Here is a 17,848-nt window from a genome sequence, read left to right on the forward strand (position 1 = left end):
ATGGGCATCGTGAAGATCGACGACGACCTGCATGAGGAGGTGCGCAAGGCCAGCACCGTGCTGTGCCGGTCCATCAACGCCCAGGCCGAATACTGGATGAAGATCGGCATGCTGGCGGAGGCCAACCCCACCCTGTCGCTGAACGACATCCTGCGCATCCAACTGAAGATGGCGTCGGTGAAGCTGGAACCGGAAACGCCGCAGTTGGAACCCACCCCATAATGGTCAAGCGCCCCGACGAGATCGAAAAGCTAGGGGAGGCCGGGCGCCTGCTGGCCAGCGTCTTCCACATGCTGGACGACATGCCCCTGGCCGGCCTCAGCACGCTGGCGGTCAACGACAGGGTCGAGGACTACATCGTCAACCAATTGCACGCCCGCCCCGCCAGCAAGGGGCAATACGGCTATGGCTACGTCCTCAACTGTTCCCGCAACGAGGTCGTCTGCCACGGCGTGCCCGCCGCCACCGACATCCTGGCGGACGGCGACATCGTCAACTTCGACATCACGCTGGAGAAGAACGGCTACATCGCCGATTCCAGCAAGACCTACCTGATCGGCGCGGTGGCACCGGCCGCGCGACGCCTGGTGCAGACGACCTATGAGGCGCTATGGCACGGCATCCGCCAAGTGCGCCCCGGGGCCCATTTAGGCGACATCGGCCATGTCATCGAGCGCCACGCCAAGCGCAACGGCTATACCGTGGTGCGGGAATATTGCGGTCACGGCATCGGCCGGGAGATGCACGAGGACCCGCAGATCCTGCATTTCGGCAAGCCGGGCACGGGCCTGCGCCTGAAGGAAGGCATGGTCTTCACCATCGAGCCCATGCTGAACCAGGGCGCCGCCCAGGTGGAAACCAAGGACGACGGCTGGTCGGTGGTGACGGTGGACGGCAGGCTGTCCGCCCAGTTCGAGCACACCGTGGCCGTCACCGCCACCGGCGTGCGCGTCCTGACCCTGCGGGCGGAGGAAAGAAAAAGGCGAGCGGACTTATAGTGGCTAGACCCTGAAAAGGTTGATGATGCGCAGCAACTGACAGCGCCGCCGCAACGATGATGGCGTCAGAACGCGACAGGGGGCCGGTCCAGAGCTTACGAACGAATAAAAGCGACTGTTAAAGAGCGATTACCTAGATCAATGAAACGGTTTATTACTGAACAATTCTTTTTTATGTTCATTGTACCATTGTCGCGCGGCGACCGCATCTGGATCTTCAGCCTTACTCCACTCCCCATTCTTATTTTTCGACCACCACTCCTGAAACAGGACAGTGCGGGAGTATCCGTTATCAGCAATCCAGTAGCTTTCCGCGTCCGATAAAAACTGGAAGACGGCTTGCGGGCTGCCAAGACTATCCATCTTCCGCTCGGTATGCTGATAGATGAGGTCGTTTATACCGATTTTTCCTTCCTTGGCAGGGACCAGATCAATCAGGCGCCACATGTCCTCGCTAAACGGAACGCACTTGAAATCAATGAGATGCTGACCAAATCCGTTCACCGGCCCAAGGGTATGGTCAGCAACCGGGGACTTGGGCATTTTAAAGAACTTGCCGTTGAATTCGGCCACAAGACTATCAAACTGTGCTTTCTTGTCCTTGCCGTTCGCCTCACTTCTCGCGAGTTTCCAGAATTCCGAGTCGATGGCCATGTCCAGAACGTTCGCACCATAGGAATTCAGCCTGATTATCGACCTTGTCTTCCTATAGGGGTCCGGCAAGCGCCCATGCTTGCGCGCATCGTCCCAAAGCTTGGCCAATTTTACCTTGGCCTCATCCTCGAGGTGAGCGGTCTGGGGCGATTTTAGATACGCATCCAGTTCCTGCTCATCCATCGCCAAGATCGGCTCATAAGCCTTGATCGACAGATATTGCACCAGGCTCAGACCGCTAAACATCGCGAAGGCGGATTGCGGGTCCGGCGTCTGGTTCCCGTCGCTGTTTTTGAACCTGAACGCCTCCTCAAATCCTAACGGCAGGCCCTTGAAAGAGAGTTCTATTGCTTTGATTGCTGGATCAGCGCTGCCGGGGAACCATTTCTCGCAACGGTCGCTGATGTCATAGACAGGGTTTTTCCCCGGTGTGAAAGTGAAGGAGTTTAGATCCGTCGGGTCGCGGTCCATAAATCTATTATTGTCTTTGATTAATTTCGCAAACTGGCTGTTTCCGCTTCCAAAATTATCGATCACTTGCTTAAGGTTGGGCTGCCTGGCAAGTTTGTAGACCATCTCGCCAAACAATTTCATCACGTCGCTTTTATCGTTAACCGGGGCGCCGCCATAGATTATGGCTTTCGTGGTCGCGTCAAATTCCGCGCCCGTTGGCTGCCAATGGTCAAGGGGAACGACCTCTTCCTGTTCCTCGGGCGCATTTCCAAAAAATGCCAAAATACCGGCGGCGGGCAAGTCACTCGGGTTCAGAATCGACACAACCGGGTTGAATTGGCCGGTATGGGCGAATTGCGCGCCCGATGCCGTAGCCCCATACCAGTACGTGGCGTTCTTGGCATATTTGACCACGTCAAGTTCGTGACTGAACTTCAGATTGCCACCGATCCCCAGCGCGCCGCCGATATCCAAGGACAGCTTGAATATTCCATCCTTGTAGCCGATGTCGAAATCGGCATGGGCACCGATCTTGCCGAAGCAGGCATCAGCCCCCACTGTGAGTTCCGAGACGACCGTTGCCAATTTTGGCTCAAGACCCAAGGCGATGCCAAAATCCACCTCGATCCCTTGCTTGATTTTGGCCGTGTATCCATCCATCGGATTCCAGGAGGCGTCGGCGCCCAGCTTCGCCTGGGCCTCCGCATTCGCCGCGGCGCTCAAGCCGATTCCGACCCCCGTTCCATCCCGGTCGATCGCCTGGAAACCGCCAGTCGCGGAGGCGGACGCTCCCACCCTGGCACCCAACTTCACCGACACACGCTCCCAGGTGATCATAGCTTTGGCTTCGGCCCCCGCAGAGGCCTCTGCCCGCAGCACGCCGGACTTCGTGTAGGTGATACCGGTGGCGGCATCCGTCGTCGAAATTTTGATGCCCTTGTCGGCAGTCACCTGTGTCGTGATCTTGACATTCATCTGAGCGCCGGCGGCGTTGGCGTCCGCGCCTGCCCTGGTGTCGACTTGAAACGTCGCATCCGCCCATGCTTCGGTCACCGTCACCAACGCGCCGAAACGATCCTCCCGAATGATCGTCTTGCTGCTCCAACCGCCTTCGTACCCCGCGGCGACAAGGATGCCTGCCGCTCGTTGGGCCTTGTCGGCATAAGCTAGTTTTCCAGCGTAATCAGCGCTGTAGAAACCAGACGCGGTCTCTTGGGTTACCGACCCCGTCGTCGTTTTGATCTCCGTCTTCACCACTTGCGGCTTATCGCTGCCGGAGACTTTGATTTTGCCGTCTACTTCGGCGCCTTGCTGGGCCAGGTTGGCCTTAATGGTGAATATGCTTGCGGCCGTCTGTTTGAAAAAATTAGCCGGCAGTTTGGCGATTTCCTGTTTGACCTCTCCGCTCATCGTCAGCGGCGCTTTTTCGGCAGGCTTCTGCTCACCCGCTTTGGTGCCTGGATCCACAACGCTCAGCTTGATCCGCTCCGCATCGCGAGGGACCTGCCCCTCCTTGCGGGCGGCAGCCTGGCCAGTTTTCGGATTGGCGGCCTTCCCGGGGTCATCCTCATCGGAAAGACCGACCAAGGACCACGAAGACCCTCCTGTCGATGGTCTGCGCTCACCCGATGGACCAACATCACCTTGCGATGGCTTGTTGTCAGCGCCCTGCCCAAGATCGATGCCCTTGGAGGACGGTTCCGCCTTGTGCGAGGGGTCCCCTTTCATGGGGCTTTTGCCGGAGGCTATCTCTGGCCTGAAGGTATCGAAAATAAGATTCGAAAAGCTTGACGAAGATGTCTGAGCACCGTCACTCTTCGGCTTGGCCTCGCTCCCGAATATCTTTAAAATATCCGCGTCTTTTTCTTGCCCCATTATCGTGACCCCATGCGTTGAAAATAGGTTTTTGGCTATTTTCTCTTCTTGAGTTTTTGTAATTGAATTGTAATAATGTTAATATATGGAGGTTTATTTTCCATTTATTAGATGACACAAAAAAAGAGGCGGCTTTTGCAGGTCGAAACGAGATTCTGCCGCTTGGCGTTTATAGAATCCTTCGATGAAAGTGCCAATCGCATATTGAGCCACCGCTCTGATAGAAAGCAATTCCCCAGATCAACTCTGATTCTAGCGCCTTAAAGCTTGTTCAGCCATAGATATGGAAGCTGGAGGGCGAGGCTGGCCATGCCCTCAAAATGTTAGGGGTTCCCCACGGCCGCGATTGGATATTATATAATATATATATTCACCACTTCGGGATTCCCGCCATGCCTGATCTGACCCGGCGCCGCCTGCTCGTCACCGCCGCTACGCTTCCGGCCTTAGGTGTGGCGCCGGCGGGGGCCGCCCCGGCACCGGCGGCGATCCCCCAGGTCGCGGCAGCATCCCCTGCCCCCGTGCCCGCCGACCTGGCCCCGCGCGAGCGGCTGCGGATGAATGACGGCTGGCGCTTCCATCTGGGGCATGCCGCCGACCCGCTACAGGATTTCGGCTTCGGCGCCGACCGCAGCACTTACGCCAAGTCCGGCGATCTCAGCGCGCCGGTGGCCAAGGCCGATTTCGATGACAAGGACTGGGCCGCCGTCACCCTGCCGCACGACTGGGCGATGGACCTGCCCTTCACCCAGGCGCGGCTGCCGGGCAAGGAGGCGGCGGAGGCCATGGCCTACCAGGGTTTCAAGCCCCTGGGGCGGCAGTTTCCGGAGACCAGCGTCGGCTGGTACCGCCGCAGCTTCACCCTGCCCGCCGCCGACGCCGGGCGCCGCCTGTCGCTGGAGTTCGACGGGGTCGCCCGCAACTGCCTGGTGGTGCTGAACGGCTTCATCGTCGCCACCAACGAAAGCGGCTACGCCCCCTTCCGCGTGGACATCACCGACTTCGTCCTCCTGGGCGGTGCCAACACCCTGGTCATCCGCGTGGACGCCACCCTGGGCGAGGCCTGGTCGTATGAGGGCGCCGGGCTCTACCGTCACGTCTGGCTGGTGAAGACCGCCCCCGCCCATGTGCCGCAGTGGGGCACCTTCGTGCGCAGCACGGTGACGCCCAGCGGCGCCGACCTCACGATCACCACCGAGCTGGCCAATGAGGGCCCGGCGGCGGACCTCACGGTCCGCAGCACCGTGCTGGGCCCCGACGGCAAGCCCGCCCTGCAACTGGATGCCCCGCCGGTGACGCTGGGCGCCTGGGAAACGGGCGCCGTGACGCAGACCGCCACCCTGGCCTCACCCGCCCTATGGTCGCTGGAGGCGCCCAACCTCCACACCCTGGTAACGGAGGTCAGCGTGGGTGGAGCGGTGGTCGACCGCTATCACACCCCCTTCGGCATCCGCACCCTGCGCTTCGACGCCAACCAGGGCTTTTTCCTGAATGGCCGGCCGGTGAAGGTGAAGGGTACCTGCAACCACCAGGACCATGCCGGCGTGGGCTTCGCCGTGCCCGACCGCCTGCACGCCTATCGCGTGGAACGGCTGAAGGAGATGGGCGCCAACGCCTGGCGCACCACCCACCACCCGCCAGCCCCCGCCTTGCTGGACGCCTGCGACCGGCTGGGCATCCTGGTGATGGAGGAAACCCGCCAGATGTCCAGCAACCCGGAGGGCATGAGCCAGCTGGAGCGCATGGTGAGGCGCGACCGCAACCGCCCCTCCGTCTTCCTGTGGAGCATCGGCAACGAGGAAATCCACCGCGGCACGGAACAGGGGGCCCGCATCGCCACCAGCATGAAGCGCGCGGTGTACCGACTGGACGGCACCCGCCCGATCACGGAGGCGTTCAACGGCAAGTTCGGCCAGGGCGCCAGCCCGGTGCTGGATGTCATGGGCTTCAACTACTACCTGGATGAGATCGACGCCTTCCATGCCCGTTTCCCCAACCAGCCCATGATCGGGACGGAAACGGCCAGCACCGTCTGCACCCGCGGCGTCTATGCCCACGACGACGCCCGCCACTACGTCCCCGCCTATGACACCGAGTATCCCAAGTGGGCCAGCACGGCGGAACAGTGGTGGACCTTCTACGACAGCCGCCCTTTCCTGTCCGGCGGCTTCGCCTGGACGGGCTTCGACTATCGCGGGGAGCCGACGCCCTTCATCGACTGGCCCAACACCGTGTCCAACTTCGGCATCCTGGACCTGTGCGGCTTTCCCAAGGACAACTACCACTACTACCGCGCCTGGTGGCGGCCGGACCAGCCGCACCTGCACCTGTTCCCGCACTGGACCTGGCCGGGGCGGGAGGGCAAGGACATCGCCGTCTGGTGCCACAGCAACCTGGACGCGGTGGAGCTGTTCGTGAACGGCCGCAGCCTGGGGCGCAAGGACGTCACCCGCAACCGTCACCTGGAATGGACCGTGCCCTATCAGCCGGGAGCCATCGAGGCCCATGGCTACAAGGACGGCCGCCGCGTGCTGACCCAGCGGCAGGAAACCGCCGGGCCGGCCCACGCCCTGACCCTGGCCGCCGACCGCGTCACGCTGTTGGCCGATGGCGACGACGTGGCGGTGCTGTCGGCCAGCGTGGTCGACGCCAAGGGCCGTCTGGTGCCCGATGCCGACACCCTCGTCACCTTCACCCTAGAAGGCGGCGCCCGCCTGCTGGGCGTGGGCAACGGCGACCCCACCAGCCTGGAGCCCGACCACGCCCCCTATCGCAAGGCCTTCAAGGGCCTGTGCGGCGCCATCGTGCAGACGGGCCGCCAAGCCGGCACGGTGCGCGTGACCGCCAAGGCCGAGGGCCTGAAGGCGGCCACGGTGGAACTGTCGCTGGCAAAGGCGGCGCTGGTGCCGAGCGTCGGTCCAGCCTGACGCCACCAGCCTGACGATGCATGAACACGCGGGCGCGGCATGGGCGCCGCGCCCGCGTGGTCGCCTCCCAACGCTCAGAACGGCGCGTCGATGTCGACCACGTCGATCAGCTTGTGGTTCACGAACTCCTTGATGCCCAGGCCCAGCAATTCGCGGCCGTAGCCGGAACGGCGGATGCCGCCGAACGGCAGGTCGGCCTTCACCATGGTCGGGTGGTTGACGAAGACCATGCCGGTGGAAATGCGGGCCGCCACCGCCGCCCCGCGTTGGGTGTCGCGGGTGAAGACGGAGCCGCCCAGGCCGAAGGGGGAGTCGTTGGCGATGCGCACCGCGTCATCCTCATCCTTGGCCCGGAACAGCATGGAGACGGGGCCGAAGAATTCCCAGTACCGGGCGGGGTTGTCCTCCCCCACCTCCGTCAGGATGGTGGGCTGGACGAAGGCGCCCTGGTTGGGGACCTTGGGGCCCACCTCCGTCGCCTTGGCCCCGTAGGCCACCGCCTCGCGGATTTTCTCCTTCACCTCATCGGCGGCCCCTTGCGACGACAGGGGCGCCAGGGTGGTCGCGGCATCGAAGGGATCGCCCGCCTTCAGCCCGGCGACGCCATCGATGTAGCGGTCCAGGAACTGGTCATAGACCTCATCCACGATGATCATGCGCTTGGAGGAGACGCAGACCTGGCCGCCGTTCCAATGCCGGCCGAACACCGCCCACTTGACGGTCTTTTCCATATCAGCGTCCGCCAGCACGACGAAGGCGTCGGCCCCGCCCAGTTCCATGGTGGACTTCTTCAGGGCTTTGCCCGCCTGGGCCGCGATCACGGCACCCGCCGCTTCCGATCCTGTCAGGGCCACGCCGTGGACGCGCGGGTCATTCAGGATGCGCTCGATCTGCTGGCGGGTAGCGTAAAGATTCTTGAAAGCCCCGTCGGGCAGTCCCGCCTGGCGCATCAGCCCCTCGAACGCGGCGGCGCACTGCGGCACGTTGGAGGCGTGCTTCAGCAGCATGGTGTTCCCGGCGGACAGCTGCGGGGCGATGATGCGGGCGATCTGGTAATAGGGGAAGTTCCACGGCTCAATGGCCAGCAGCACGCCCAGCGGCTCGCACACCAGCACGGCCTCGCCCTCCGCCGGGTCGGCCACCGGCAGTTTCTCCGGCGCCAGCAGCGCCTCCGCCTTCTCGGCATAATATTCGAAGATGCGGGCGGACAGCTCCACCTCCGCCTTCGCCTCGGTGAACAGCTTGCCCATCTCCAGCGTCAGCAGCCGGGCATAGGCGTCGGCCTCGGCACGCAGGATGTCGGCCGCCTTCTGCATGATGCCGGCGCGGTGGGCGAAGGGCGTTTCCCGCCAGGCCAGGAAGGCGGCGTGGGCGTCCGACAGGGCGCGGTCGACCTCCGCGTCGGTGGCGTCGGGAAAGGTCTTCAGCAGGTCACCGGTATAGGGATTGGTGGTCGCGTACGGCATGGCGTCATCCTCCGTTGCTGGCCGGCACACCGTCCCGGCCACCCCCATCGGAGCACCCCGTCCGGCCTGCGGCCATGACGTGGGTCAAGGCCGCCATCGAGGGATGGGATGTCGCTGGCCGCTGGCGAGCGGATCGCCACACCAGGCGTACAGACGCGACGGAAAAGGCGACGATCACGGGAATGTTTGGGGACACCTACCCATGCGACTTCTAAGTACGGCATATCTGTCGATAGCGGCGTTTTCCAGGTCGCCGTCATCCTCGTCAGCTTGGGCAACACCCATACCCTGCTCGGTATCATCAAAAACACCGAGCATGGGACACTCACCGAGAGCTTTTATAGCCTGCTTAAGCAGAGCATTCGCTGATTGGAAATCGCCTTGCCTGATTCTCTCCTCCGCTTCAGCGGCTTTTTGGGCGATCCAAAGCGCGCGCGGCGTGATTACCGGCAATGGCAATGATTCTTCTGTGTTCTTTGGATTAGGCGGAAAAATTAAAAACAAAGAAACTAGTAATAGCATTCCTCCGCGGCAATTTATCGGACATTTTCGGAGTGGCATTTCATCACCGCGCAAGCGCGCCCCTATCCAAGCCAGCATTCATCGGCGCCGCTCCCGCACACCAGCCTATGGATAGGCCCGGCAAAATAGGTCATTGGACGGTTGATGGAATAGCATCATATGTTCCTTTTTCGTTCCAGTCCAGATCAAAGCCAAGGGCCGGCGGTGTGCCTATTCCCGCCCCCACATCCGCGCGGGGTAGCCCCTCACCCCGGCACCTTGCATTCGACCTGCGGCGCGGCTAGCTTCCGCCCCACAAGACGACGGGTGCAGCGCCGGCTTAATATCGGCGGGAATCCCGCCTTCCCCGGCCTCCAACGATTGGATTTGCGGCCCCCATGAAGTCCGCCGTCATCGTCTTTCCCGGTTCCAACTGTGAACGGGACATCGCCGTGGCCCTGGAACAGGTTTCCGGCCACAAGACCTTCCACGCCTGGCACCGCGACACCGACCTGCCCGAGGTCGACGTCATCGCCGTTCCCGGCGGCTTTTCCTACGGCGACTATCTGCGCTGCGGCGCCATGGCCGCCAACTCCCCCGTCATGCGGGTGGTGAAGGAACGGGCCGCCAAGGGCGTCAAGGTCATCGGTGTCTGCAACGGCTTCCAGATCCTGACGGAGGCGGGGCTGCTGCCCGGCGCGCTGATCCGCAACCAGTCGCTGAAGTACATCTGCAAGACGGTGGACCTGAAGGTGGAGAACACCGACAGCGCCTTCACCCGCCATTACACCCCGGGCCAGCACATCGGCATTCCGGTGGGCCATGGCGAGGGCAACTACGTGGCGGATGAGGAGACGCTGAAGCGCCTGGAAGGCGATGGCCGCGTGGCCTTCCGCTACACCGACGCCAACGGCGTGGTGAACGCGGCCGGCAACCCCAACGGCGCCACCAACAACATCGCCGGCATCTTCAACGAGACGCGCACCGTCCTGGGCATGATGCCCCATCCCGAACGCGCCTTTGACCCGCAGCACGGCAACACCGATGGCCGCGCCCTGTTTACCAGCCTGCTGGAGAGCCTGTCGTGAGCGTCACCCACACCCCTGACCGCGAACCGAAGGTTACCGCCGAGCTGGCGGCCGAGCACGGCCTGAAGCCCGACGAATACGCCAGCATGCTGGAAAGCGTGGGCCGCACGCCCACCCTGACGGAACTGGGCATCTATTCCGTCATGTGGTCGGAACACTGCTCCTACAAATCCTCGCGCGTGTGGCTGAAGAAGCTGCCGACGACGGCGCCCTGGGTCATCTGCGGCCCCGGTGAGAACGCCGGCGTCATCGACATCGGCGACGGCCAGGCCGCCATCTTCAAGATGGAAAGCCACAACCACCCCAGCTTCATCGAGCCCTACCAGGGTGCGGCGACGGGCGTGGGCGGCATCCTGCGCGATGTCTTCACCATGGGCGCCCGCCCCGTGGCCAACCTGAACGCCCTGCGCTTCGGGGAGCCCGCCAACCCCAAGACCCGCCACCTGGTGGCGGGCGTGGTGGCCGGCATCGGCGGCTACGGCAATTGCGTCGGCGTGCCCACCGTGGGCGGCGAGACCAACTTCCACAAGGCCTACAACGGCAACTGCCTGGTCAACGCCATGACCGTGGGCGTGGCCCAGACGGACAAGATCTTCTATTCCAAGGCCGCTGGCGTGGGTAAGCCCGTGGTGTACGTGGGATCGAAGACCGGCCGCGACGGCATCCACGGCGCCACCATGTCCTCCGCCGAGTTCACCGAGGACAGCGAGGCCAAGCGCCCGACGGTGCAGGTGGGCGACCCCTTCACCGAGAAGCTGCTGATCGAGGCCTGCCTGGAGCTGATGGCCACCGACGCCATCGTCGCCATCCAGGACATGGGTGCCGCCGGCCTCACCTCCTCCTCCGTCGAGATGGCGGGCAAGGGCGGCCTGGGCATCGACCTGGATCTCGACGCCGTTCCCCAGCGCGAAGCCGGCATGACCCCGTATGAGATCATGCTGTCGGAAAGCCAGGAGCGCATGCTCATGATCCTGGAGCCCGGCCGCGAGGAAGAGGCCAAGCGCATCTTCGACAAGTGGGAACTGGACTTCGCCGTCATCGGCAAGCTGACGGACAACGGCCGCATGGTCATCCGCATGCATGGCCACACCTGGTGCGACGTGGAACTGGCGCCCCTGTTCGACAAGGCGCCGCTGTACAACCGCCCGACGGAGCCGACCCCGCCGCAGGCCGAGATCGCCGCGGCGGAGGCCCCGCTGAAGGCGTCGGCCCGCGACACCCTGCTGGCCCTGCTGGGCACGCCGGACCTGGCATCCCGCCGCTGGATTTGGGAGCAGTACGACAGCCAGGTGGGTGCCGACACCATGATCGGCCCGGGTGGTGACGCGGCATTGGTGCGGGTGCACGGCACGCCCAAGGCGCTGGCCATGACCACCGACTGCACCCCGCGCTACTGCTACGCCGACCCGGTGCGCGGCGGTGCCCAGGCGGTGGCAGAGGCCTACCGCAACATCATCACCGTGGGCGCCCTGCCCCTGGCCATCACCGACAACATGAACTTCGGCAACCCGGAGAAGCCCCGCATCATGGGGCAGTTCGCCGGCTGCATCGAAGGCATGGCGGAGGCCTGCCGCGTCCTGGACTTCCCCGTCGTGTCGGGCAACGTAAGCCTGTACAACGAGACCAACGGCGAAGGCATCCTGCCCACCCCCGCCATCGGCGGCGTGGGCCTGCTGACGGACAGCACCCTGGCCATCGGCAGCGGCTTCAAGGCCGAGGGTGACGTGGTCCTGCTGCTGGGTGAGACGAAAGGCCATGTCGGCCAGTCGCTGTACCTGCGTGAGGTCCACGGCCGTGAGGAAGGCGCCCCGCCGCCGGTGGACCTGGCGGCCGAGCGCCGTGCCGGCGACTTGGTGCGCGGCCTGATCGAGGCCCGCAAGCTGACCGCCTGCCACGACCTGGCCGACGGCGGCCTGGCCGTGGGGCTGGCGGAGATGGCCCTGCGTGGCAAGAAGGGTGTGGCCCTGACCGGCCTGGAGGCGGCGGACGCCGGCCTGCTGTTCGGTGAGGACCAGGGCCGTTACCTGGTCACCGCCGCCGCCGGCGATGTGGCCGCGGTCACCGACGCGGCCAAGGCCGCCGGTGTACCCGTCACCACCCTGGGCACGGTGGGCGGCGACGCCATCGCCGGCCTGGGCGGCGGCGCCCTGGCGCTGGCCGATCTGCGCGAGGCGCACGAAGGCTGGCTGCCCGGCTACATGGCCGGCGACGCCTAAGCAAATGGGAGCGCTGGCATGACTTATCCATGCCAGCGTAGCCCGCGACCGCGGGCGCCGGAGATTTCCGGGAAGCGTCAGCGGACTGGAAATCGAGGATAGCCACGGGGCGGATGCCCCGCCGGCGCCTGAGGGAACATAGAAGGGGAATAACTTATGGCCATGGACGCCTCTGAAATCGAGCGCCTGATCCGGGAAGGCATTCCGGGCGCCGAGGTGCGGATCGAAGACCTGCGGGGCGACGGCGACCATTACGCCGCCTACGTCACCGCCGCGGCCTTCAAGGGCAAGAGCCGGGTGGCGCAGCACCAGATGGTGTACGCGGCCCTGGGCGGTCGCATGGGCAATGAGCTGCATGCCCTGGCCCTGACCACGGCGGCCACGCAGGACTGATCCGCAGCCCTTGCGGGGCGATGCGCCGGCTATTCCCTCTGGACAGACGGTCGTCGCGCGCTCATTTATGACAGGTGAAGTTGTTTGGTGAACCGGTTGACCGCTCGCGGTATCCTGGGCACCGGCAGCACCGGCGGGACCAGTCGCCGGTTTGGGTTAGACCGCCAACCGCCGCCTTAGCATCGCGACGGCACGGCACCAGAGGATCGATCGTACATGGACAAGACCGTCGAAGAGCGCATCCGCCGCGACATCACCGAGAACGACGTCGTGCTCTACATGAAGGGCACCCCCGTTTTCCCGCAGTGCGGCTTCTCCGCCGCCGTCGTGCAGGTGCTGAGCCACCTGGGCGTGAAGTTCAAGGGCATCGACATCCTGGTCGACCCGGCCCTGCGCCAGGGCATCAAGGAATTCACAAATTGGCCGACCATCCCGCAGCTGTATGTGAAGGGTGAGTTCCTGGGCGGCTGCGACATCGTCCGCGACATGTATGAGTCGGGCGAGCTGGTGCAGTTGCTGGCTGAGAAGGGCATCGCCGCCCAGGCCGCCGCCTGACCGAGCCGCATATCGGATTGACAAAGGGCCGCCCCGGGACACCGGGCGCGGCCCTTTGGCTTTCTGCGGGTCAGCGCGGCGCGGGGATTACGCCGCAGAGCGGCTCAACAGACCGGCTCAATGGAAAATCAGATAGATGATGATCAGGACCGGTAACGGCACCCCCAGCAGCCATAAAAGCGCGTAACGCATCGCCGTGACCTCCTCATTTTTCGGTTTTTGCTCGATCAAGTCTTGAGGCCGGTCCCCCACGACTGGGCCAGGCCACAACCGAAACGTCGCAAGCATCGATATTGTTCCCAGACGAGCGGCCGATCGTTGGAACCGGGACGGGAACACCGCCGTTTAAGCCTGGCTGTCCCGTTTCATTTCAGATGATGTCGGCCCGGAGATATAGGATGGGAAAAAACGCCTGGATGCGTAATGGCTTCGATAGTTGGCTGCTGGGCGTGGAGGCACTGCAGGTCATCACCCTGCGCACCCTGAAATTGGCGGCCGGCGGGGCCGCCGCCCAGACGGAGGCGCAGCGCATGGTGAATGAGAAGATCGCCGCCGGCCTGGACCTGCAGATGCGGGCCCTGACCGGCGGCCTGGGCGTGACCGCCGATGGCGCTACCGCCAAGGTGCTGGCGCACTACCGCCGCAAGGTGCGCGCCAATCGCCGGCGCCTGAGCAAGATGGCGAGCTAGAGATTATCGTCTAAGCCCGCACAGCCTGGCACAGCCGGGCCCATCCCTTGCCCATCTCGCGCAGGGCGCTGTACCAGCGTTCCCGCAGGCGCCACAAAGGGCCCGGCCGGGAGGGGGCATCCAGATAGCCCAGGGACAACAGCGTCGGCTCGATCAGGCGCAGCACCTGGCGGCGCTGACGGCGGTGGCGGTGGTGCTTGCCGATGGTGCCCTTGCGGACGGACGCCGCGCGCGCCATCAACGCCGCCTCATCCGGCGCCAGGCCCATGAAGCCGAGAATGCGCCGTGAGGTGGGGAGGAAGTCCCGGCACAGGTCCTCATACCGGACCTCCAGGTAGCGCCCCTGCAACATGGCGCCATAGGTGCGGCCCACTTCCACGGAATTAAGCCAGTGCAGGGCGTTGTAGATGTGGGGCCGCCGGACATAGGCGCGGTTGGTCATGGACAGGCCGCGCCAGCCCTGGATGTCGCCGTTGTTGAAGTAGACCTTGCGCCAGAACCGGGCCTGCGGCGGCACATGGTCGCTGAACGCCACATCCAGGCCATCGCGCAGCAGATGGACGAAACGAGCCCTTGGGAAGACGGCGGCGATGATGGGAACGATGTATGTCGTTTCGCACAGCTTCCACCCCCAGGGGGAGTGTCCGTCATAGCCCTCCAGATGCTCCATCATCGCCGTGACGAACAAAGCCTCCAAGTCCACGGGCCAGTCCTGGTCCCACAGCGCCTGGTAATCGGGGTAATAATCTTCGACCAGACGCTCCACCAGGGGCAGGATGGCCATGGCGTCGTTGGATTCATTCAGCCGGCCACCAATGAAAACGCCTTGATCCTCCAGCATCTGGGCCAGAAGCCGACTACCCGAATGCGACTTGTTGTAGACGATGACAGGTGCCGGCAAGTCGGCGAAGCGGCGCCGCAGCCGATCTATCGTGCCGCCGCTGCCAACGGCCGGCCCGACGCGACCGGAAACCACCCTGCCGCTGCGGCTTTGACTATTCCAATTCTTGGCGTAGGCGTTCGACAAGACGTTGACCTCATCGCAGTGATTGGACGAACGACAACTCCCCGGAACAATCCAGGTGACGCTGCGTCCACAAGTCACAGGTACTTTTTGTGACTTTGCTGTTACGGATAAGGATGAAGATCCCTGCGTCAACTTGACCAGATAAAACGCATTATTTTGGATAGGCCGGATCATATTCCGAAATCCATAAGATATATGGCGAACCCGACAATCGTCATATAACAGATGAATATTTACTCACTATTTTTGCAATCATCATTCAATAAGACCTGAGCCCGCACCTCTGAGACGCCACCATTCAGCGCGCCCTATGGTTGTTCAATGAGGCGCCGGGTTGAACATGGCGGCGGGCCCCGCCTGGCTGACGTGCATCAAGGCGGTTGACCGTAAGGGGCGCAGTCTGGGGGAACCCAACCACCGCCCACCGGTGTGCCCCCATGCCCAGCGACGCCCATGCCCCGATCGCCGGCACCCCTGTTTCCGGGCTGACCGCCACGGAGGCGGCGCGGCGGCTGGCGGCCAACGGCTATAACGAACTGCCCCGCCCCGACCGGCGCCCCCTGCCCCGTATCCTGCTGGATATCCTGGCGGAGCCGATGTTCGCGCTGCTGATGGTCAGCGCCCTCATCTACCTGCTGTTGGGTGACCTGCGTGAGGGCCTCATGCTGCTGGCGTTCGCCACGGCATCGGTGGGCATCGCCGCCGCGCAGGAAAGCCGCAGCGAACGGGTGCTGGACGCCCTGCGCACCCTGACCAGTCCCCGCGCCCAGGTTGTGCGGGATGGCGTGCGGCTGCGCATTCCCGGCCGGGAGGTGGTGCCTGGCGATGTCGTTTTCATCGAGGAAGGCGACCGGGTGCCCGCGGACATCCATCTGATCTCCGCCCAAGACCTGGAGATCGACGAATCCCTGCTGACCGGTGAGTCCCTGCCGGTGCGCAAGCGGCCCGCCAGCAGCGCCGCCGCCGAGGCGGTCACCCCCGGCGGTGATGACCTACCGGTGGCCTTTTCCGGCACCCTGGTGGTGCGCGGGCGGGGATGCGGCACCACGACGGCCACCGGCCGCCACAGCGAGATCGGCAAGATCGGCGCCGCCCTGGGCGGCATCCACCCGGAGCCCACGCGCCTGAACCGGCAGACGCGGCGGCTGGTCCGGGGCGTCGCCGTGGCCGGCCTGACCGTCAGCCTGCTGGTCATGGCGCTGTACGGATTGGTGCGGGGGGATTGGCTGCAAGGGATCCTGGCTGGCCTGGCCGTGGCCATGTCGATGATCCCGGAGGAATTTCCCCTGGTGCTGACCGTGTTCATGGTGATGGGGGCGTGGCGCCTGTCGCGGGCCCGGGTGCTGACCCGCCGCGCGGCCGCCATCGAGGCGCTGGGCGCCGCGACCGTCCTGTGCACCGACAAGACCGGAACCCTGACGCAGAATCGCATGGCGATCACGGAGATACGGGACGCCGCCGACCTGGCGCAGGGCCTGGACCCGCGAGGCGATCACCCGGCGGACGTCACCCGCGCCTTGATCCGGCATGGCATCCTGGCCAGCGCGCAAACCCCCGCCGACCCCATGGATCGCGCCTTTCACGCCCTGGGGCGGGAGTTGGACATGTCCCCGGCGGGCCCGTCCTGGACCCTGGTGAAGGAATACGGGCTGGAGCCGGGGTTGCCAGCGATCACCCAGGTCTGGCAGGCAGATCCGGAGACCAACGCCATCGTGGCCATCAAGGGCGCGCCGGAGGCCGTGGCGGCGCTGTGCCGCCTGGACGGGCCCACCCACGCGGCGATGCTCAGCGCGGTGGACGGCATGGCCCGGAACGGCATGCGCGTCCTGGCCGTGGCGGGGGGCGAGGCACCGAACCCGCCGCCCGTGGACCGCCGGGAGTATTCCTGCCGCCTGCTGGGCCTGGTCGGCTTCAGCGACCCGCTGCGCGCCGAAGTGCCGGCCGCCGTGCGGGACTGCCTGTCGGCCGGTATCAGGGTGGTCATGATCACCGGCGACTACCCGGAAACCGCCCGAGCCATCGCCGCCCAGGCTGGCCTACCCATCGCCCCGCTGGTCACCGGGGCGGATCTGGACCGTCTATCGCCTGGGGAGCAGGCGGTGCGCATCCGCGAGGCCGCCCTGTTCGCCCGCACCCAGCCGACGCACAAGCTGGCCATCGTCAAGGCCCTGCAGGGGACCGGCCAGATCGTGGGCATGACCGGGGACGGCGTGAACGACGCGCCGTCGCTGAAGGCCGCGGATATCGGCATCGCCATGGGCGGCCGTGGCACCGATGTGGCGCGCGAGGCGGCCTCCCTGGTGCTGCTGGACGACGATTTCGGGTCCATCGTCCAGACCATCCGCCTGGGACGGCGCATCTACGACAATTTGCGCAAGGCCATGGGGTATATCGTGGCCATCCATGTGCCCATCGCTGGCCTGGCCCTGTTGCCGCTGGTGCTGGACCTGCCCCTGCTGCTGACCCCGGTGCACATCGCCTTCCTGGAAATGGTGATCGACCCCGTGTGCTCCATCGTTTTCGAGGCGGAGCGGTCCGAGGCGGACAGCATGCGCCGGCCCCCGCGGCCACCAAATAGCCCGCTGTTCTCGCGCGCGCTGCTGATGTGGAGCCTGCTGCAGGGAACCGTCGCGTTCGGCACGGTCGCCCTGCTGTTTGTCGGGGCGCTGCGCGGTGGACTGCCGACAGAAGAGGCGCGGGCCTTGGCCTTCGTTGCCCTGGTGCTGGTCAATTTCGGCCTGGTGCTGGTCAACCGCTCCTTCAGCGCCTCCCTCCTCAGGGCGGTGACGCGCCCTAACCCCACGCTGTGGACGGTGGCCGGGGTGATGGGCGCTGTGCTGGCGGTGACCCTGGCCTGGCCGCCGGCGGCGGCCCTGTTCGCCTTCGCGCCGCTGCCCGCCCATGACGTGGCCATCACCCTGGGGGCGGCGGCCGTCATGGTCCTGGCCCTGGAGGCGATCAAGCCCCTGTGGGCCAAGCAACTACGCCTTTGATTAGTAAAAAGGA

At 64.6% G+C, this 17,848-nt stretch carries 15 protein-coding genes; 10 read left to right on the forward strand and 5 right to left on the reverse strand.

Features of this window, described 5'->3' with window-relative positions:
• Together FBZ90_RS15975 and map are read left to right on the forward strand one after the other, a co-directional pair.
• Positions 1 to 222 carry a ParD-like family protein gene (locus FBZ90_RS15975; protein WP_145733680.1) on the forward strand — a complete coding sequence of 74 codons (222 nt, stop codon included), beginning with the start codon at positions 1 to 3 and terminating at the stop codon, positions 220 to 222.
• Positions 222 to 998: a type I methionyl aminopeptidase gene (gene map / locus FBZ90_RS15980; RefSeq protein ID WP_145733681.1), complete on the forward strand. Its 777-nt coding sequence runs from the start codon at positions 222 to 224 to the stop codon at positions 996 to 998. The genes FBZ90_RS15975 and map overlap by 1 nt, the downstream gene beginning before the upstream one ends.
• 138 nt (positions 999 to 1,136) lie before the next feature.
• Here the strand turns inward: map and FBZ90_RS15985 are convergent, their stop codons facing one another.
• On the reverse strand, positions 1,137 to 3,980 hold the full coding sequence (locus FBZ90_RS15985) for a hypothetical protein (protein WP_145733682.1): 2,844 nt from the start codon (positions 3,978 to 3,980) through the stop codon (positions 1,137 to 1,139).
• A gap of 392 nt (positions 3,981 to 4,372) precedes the next feature.
• Here FBZ90_RS15985 and galA point away from each other — a divergent pair, with 392 nt between their 5' ends.
• Positions 4,373 to 6,907, forward strand: coding sequence for a beta-galactosidase GalA (gene galA / locus FBZ90_RS15990; RefSeq protein WP_186455843.1), 2,535 nt, complete (start codon positions 4,373 to 4,375; stop codon positions 6,905 to 6,907).
• Positions 6,908 to 6,981: 74 nt separating this feature from the next.
• Here the strand turns inward: galA and FBZ90_RS15995 are convergent, their stop codons facing one another.
• Entirely contained in the window at positions 6,982 to 8,373 is a 1,392-nt protein-coding gene (locus FBZ90_RS15995; RefSeq protein ID WP_145733683.1) for an NAD-dependent succinate-semialdehyde dehydrogenase, read from the reverse strand.
• Between the two features lie 174 nt (positions 8,374 to 8,547).
• Positions 8,548 to 8,973 (reverse strand): hypothetical protein, encoded by a 426-nt coding sequence (locus FBZ90_RS16000; protein WP_145733684.1) that lies wholly within the window; start codon positions 8,971 to 8,973, stop codon positions 8,548 to 8,550.
• A gap of 299 nt (positions 8,974 to 9,272) precedes the next feature.
• On the opposite strand from FBZ90_RS16000, the gene purQ reads away from it, so the two are divergent.
• From purQ to grxD, 4 genes are all read left to right on the forward strand, one after another.
• Positions 9,273 to 9,962: a phosphoribosylformylglycinamidine synthase subunit PurQ gene (gene purQ, locus FBZ90_RS16005; protein ID WP_145733685.1), complete on the forward strand. Its 690-nt coding sequence runs from the start codon at positions 9,273 to 9,275 to the stop codon at positions 9,960 to 9,962.
• A complete protein-coding gene (gene purL, locus FBZ90_RS16010; protein WP_145733686.1) occupies positions 9,959 to 12,178 on the forward strand; it encodes a phosphoribosylformylglycinamidine synthase subunit PurL in 2,220 nt (739 codons plus the stop codon). The genes purQ and purL overlap by 4 nt, the downstream gene beginning before the upstream one ends.
• Before the next feature lie 156 nt (positions 12,179 to 12,334).
• The gene (locus FBZ90_RS16015; RefSeq protein ID WP_040846404.1) at positions 12,335 to 12,571 is read left to right on the forward strand and encodes a BolA family protein; all 237 of its coding nucleotides are present in this window, start codon (positions 12,335 to 12,337) and stop codon (positions 12,569 to 12,571) included.
• Positions 12,572 to 12,787: 216 nt separating this feature from the next.
• Positions 12,788 to 13,126 carry a Grx4 family monothiol glutaredoxin gene (gene grxD, locus FBZ90_RS16020; RefSeq protein ID WP_145733687.1) on the forward strand — a complete coding sequence of 113 codons (339 nt, stop codon included), beginning with the start codon at positions 12,788 to 12,790 and terminating at the stop codon, positions 13,124 to 13,126.
• 117 nt (positions 13,127 to 13,243) lie between these two features.
• Here the strand turns inward: grxD and FBZ90_RS27865 are convergent, their stop codons facing one another.
• Positions 13,244 to 13,414 (reverse strand): hypothetical protein, encoded by a 171-nt coding sequence (locus FBZ90_RS27865; RefSeq protein ID WP_186455862.1) that lies wholly within the window; start codon positions 13,412 to 13,414, stop codon positions 13,244 to 13,246.
• Between the two features lie 110 nt (positions 13,415 to 13,524).
• Between FBZ90_RS27865 and FBZ90_RS16025 the strand changes: the two genes are divergently transcribed.
• Positions 13,525 to 13,815, forward strand: a complete 291-nt coding sequence (locus tag FBZ90_RS16025; RefSeq protein ID WP_145733688.1) for a hypothetical protein — start codon at positions 13,525 to 13,527, stop codon at positions 13,813 to 13,815.
• Between the two features lie 10 nt (positions 13,816 to 13,825).
• On the opposite strand, the gene FBZ90_RS16030 is transcribed toward FBZ90_RS16025, so the two are convergent.
• Positions 13,826 to 14,716 carry a sulfotransferase family protein gene (locus FBZ90_RS16030; protein ID WP_420872607.1) on the reverse strand — a complete coding sequence of 297 codons (891 nt, stop codon included), beginning with the start codon at positions 14,714 to 14,716 and terminating at the stop codon, positions 13,826 to 13,828.
• On the opposite strand from FBZ90_RS16030, the gene FBZ90_RS28830 reads away from it, so the two are divergent.
• Positions 14,707 to 14,850 (forward strand): hypothetical protein, encoded by a 144-nt coding sequence (locus FBZ90_RS28830; RefSeq protein WP_420872608.1) that lies wholly within the window; start codon positions 14,707 to 14,709, stop codon positions 14,848 to 14,850. The two genes, FBZ90_RS16030 and FBZ90_RS28830, sit on opposite strands and share 10 nt — an antisense overlap.
• A 429-nt stretch (positions 14,851 to 15,279) precedes the next feature.
• Positions 15,280 to 17,835: a cation-translocating P-type ATPase gene (locus tag FBZ90_RS16035; RefSeq protein WP_145733690.1), complete on the forward strand. Its 2,556-nt coding sequence runs from the start codon at positions 15,280 to 15,282 to the stop codon at positions 17,833 to 17,835.
• The last annotated feature ends 13 nt before the right edge of the window (positions 17,836 to 17,848 follow it).

It is taken from the genome of Nitrospirillum pindoramense (assembly GCF_007827955.1).
Lineage (GTDB): Bacteria > Pseudomonadota > Alphaproteobacteria > Azospirillales > Azospirillaceae > Nitrospirillum > Nitrospirillum amazonense_B.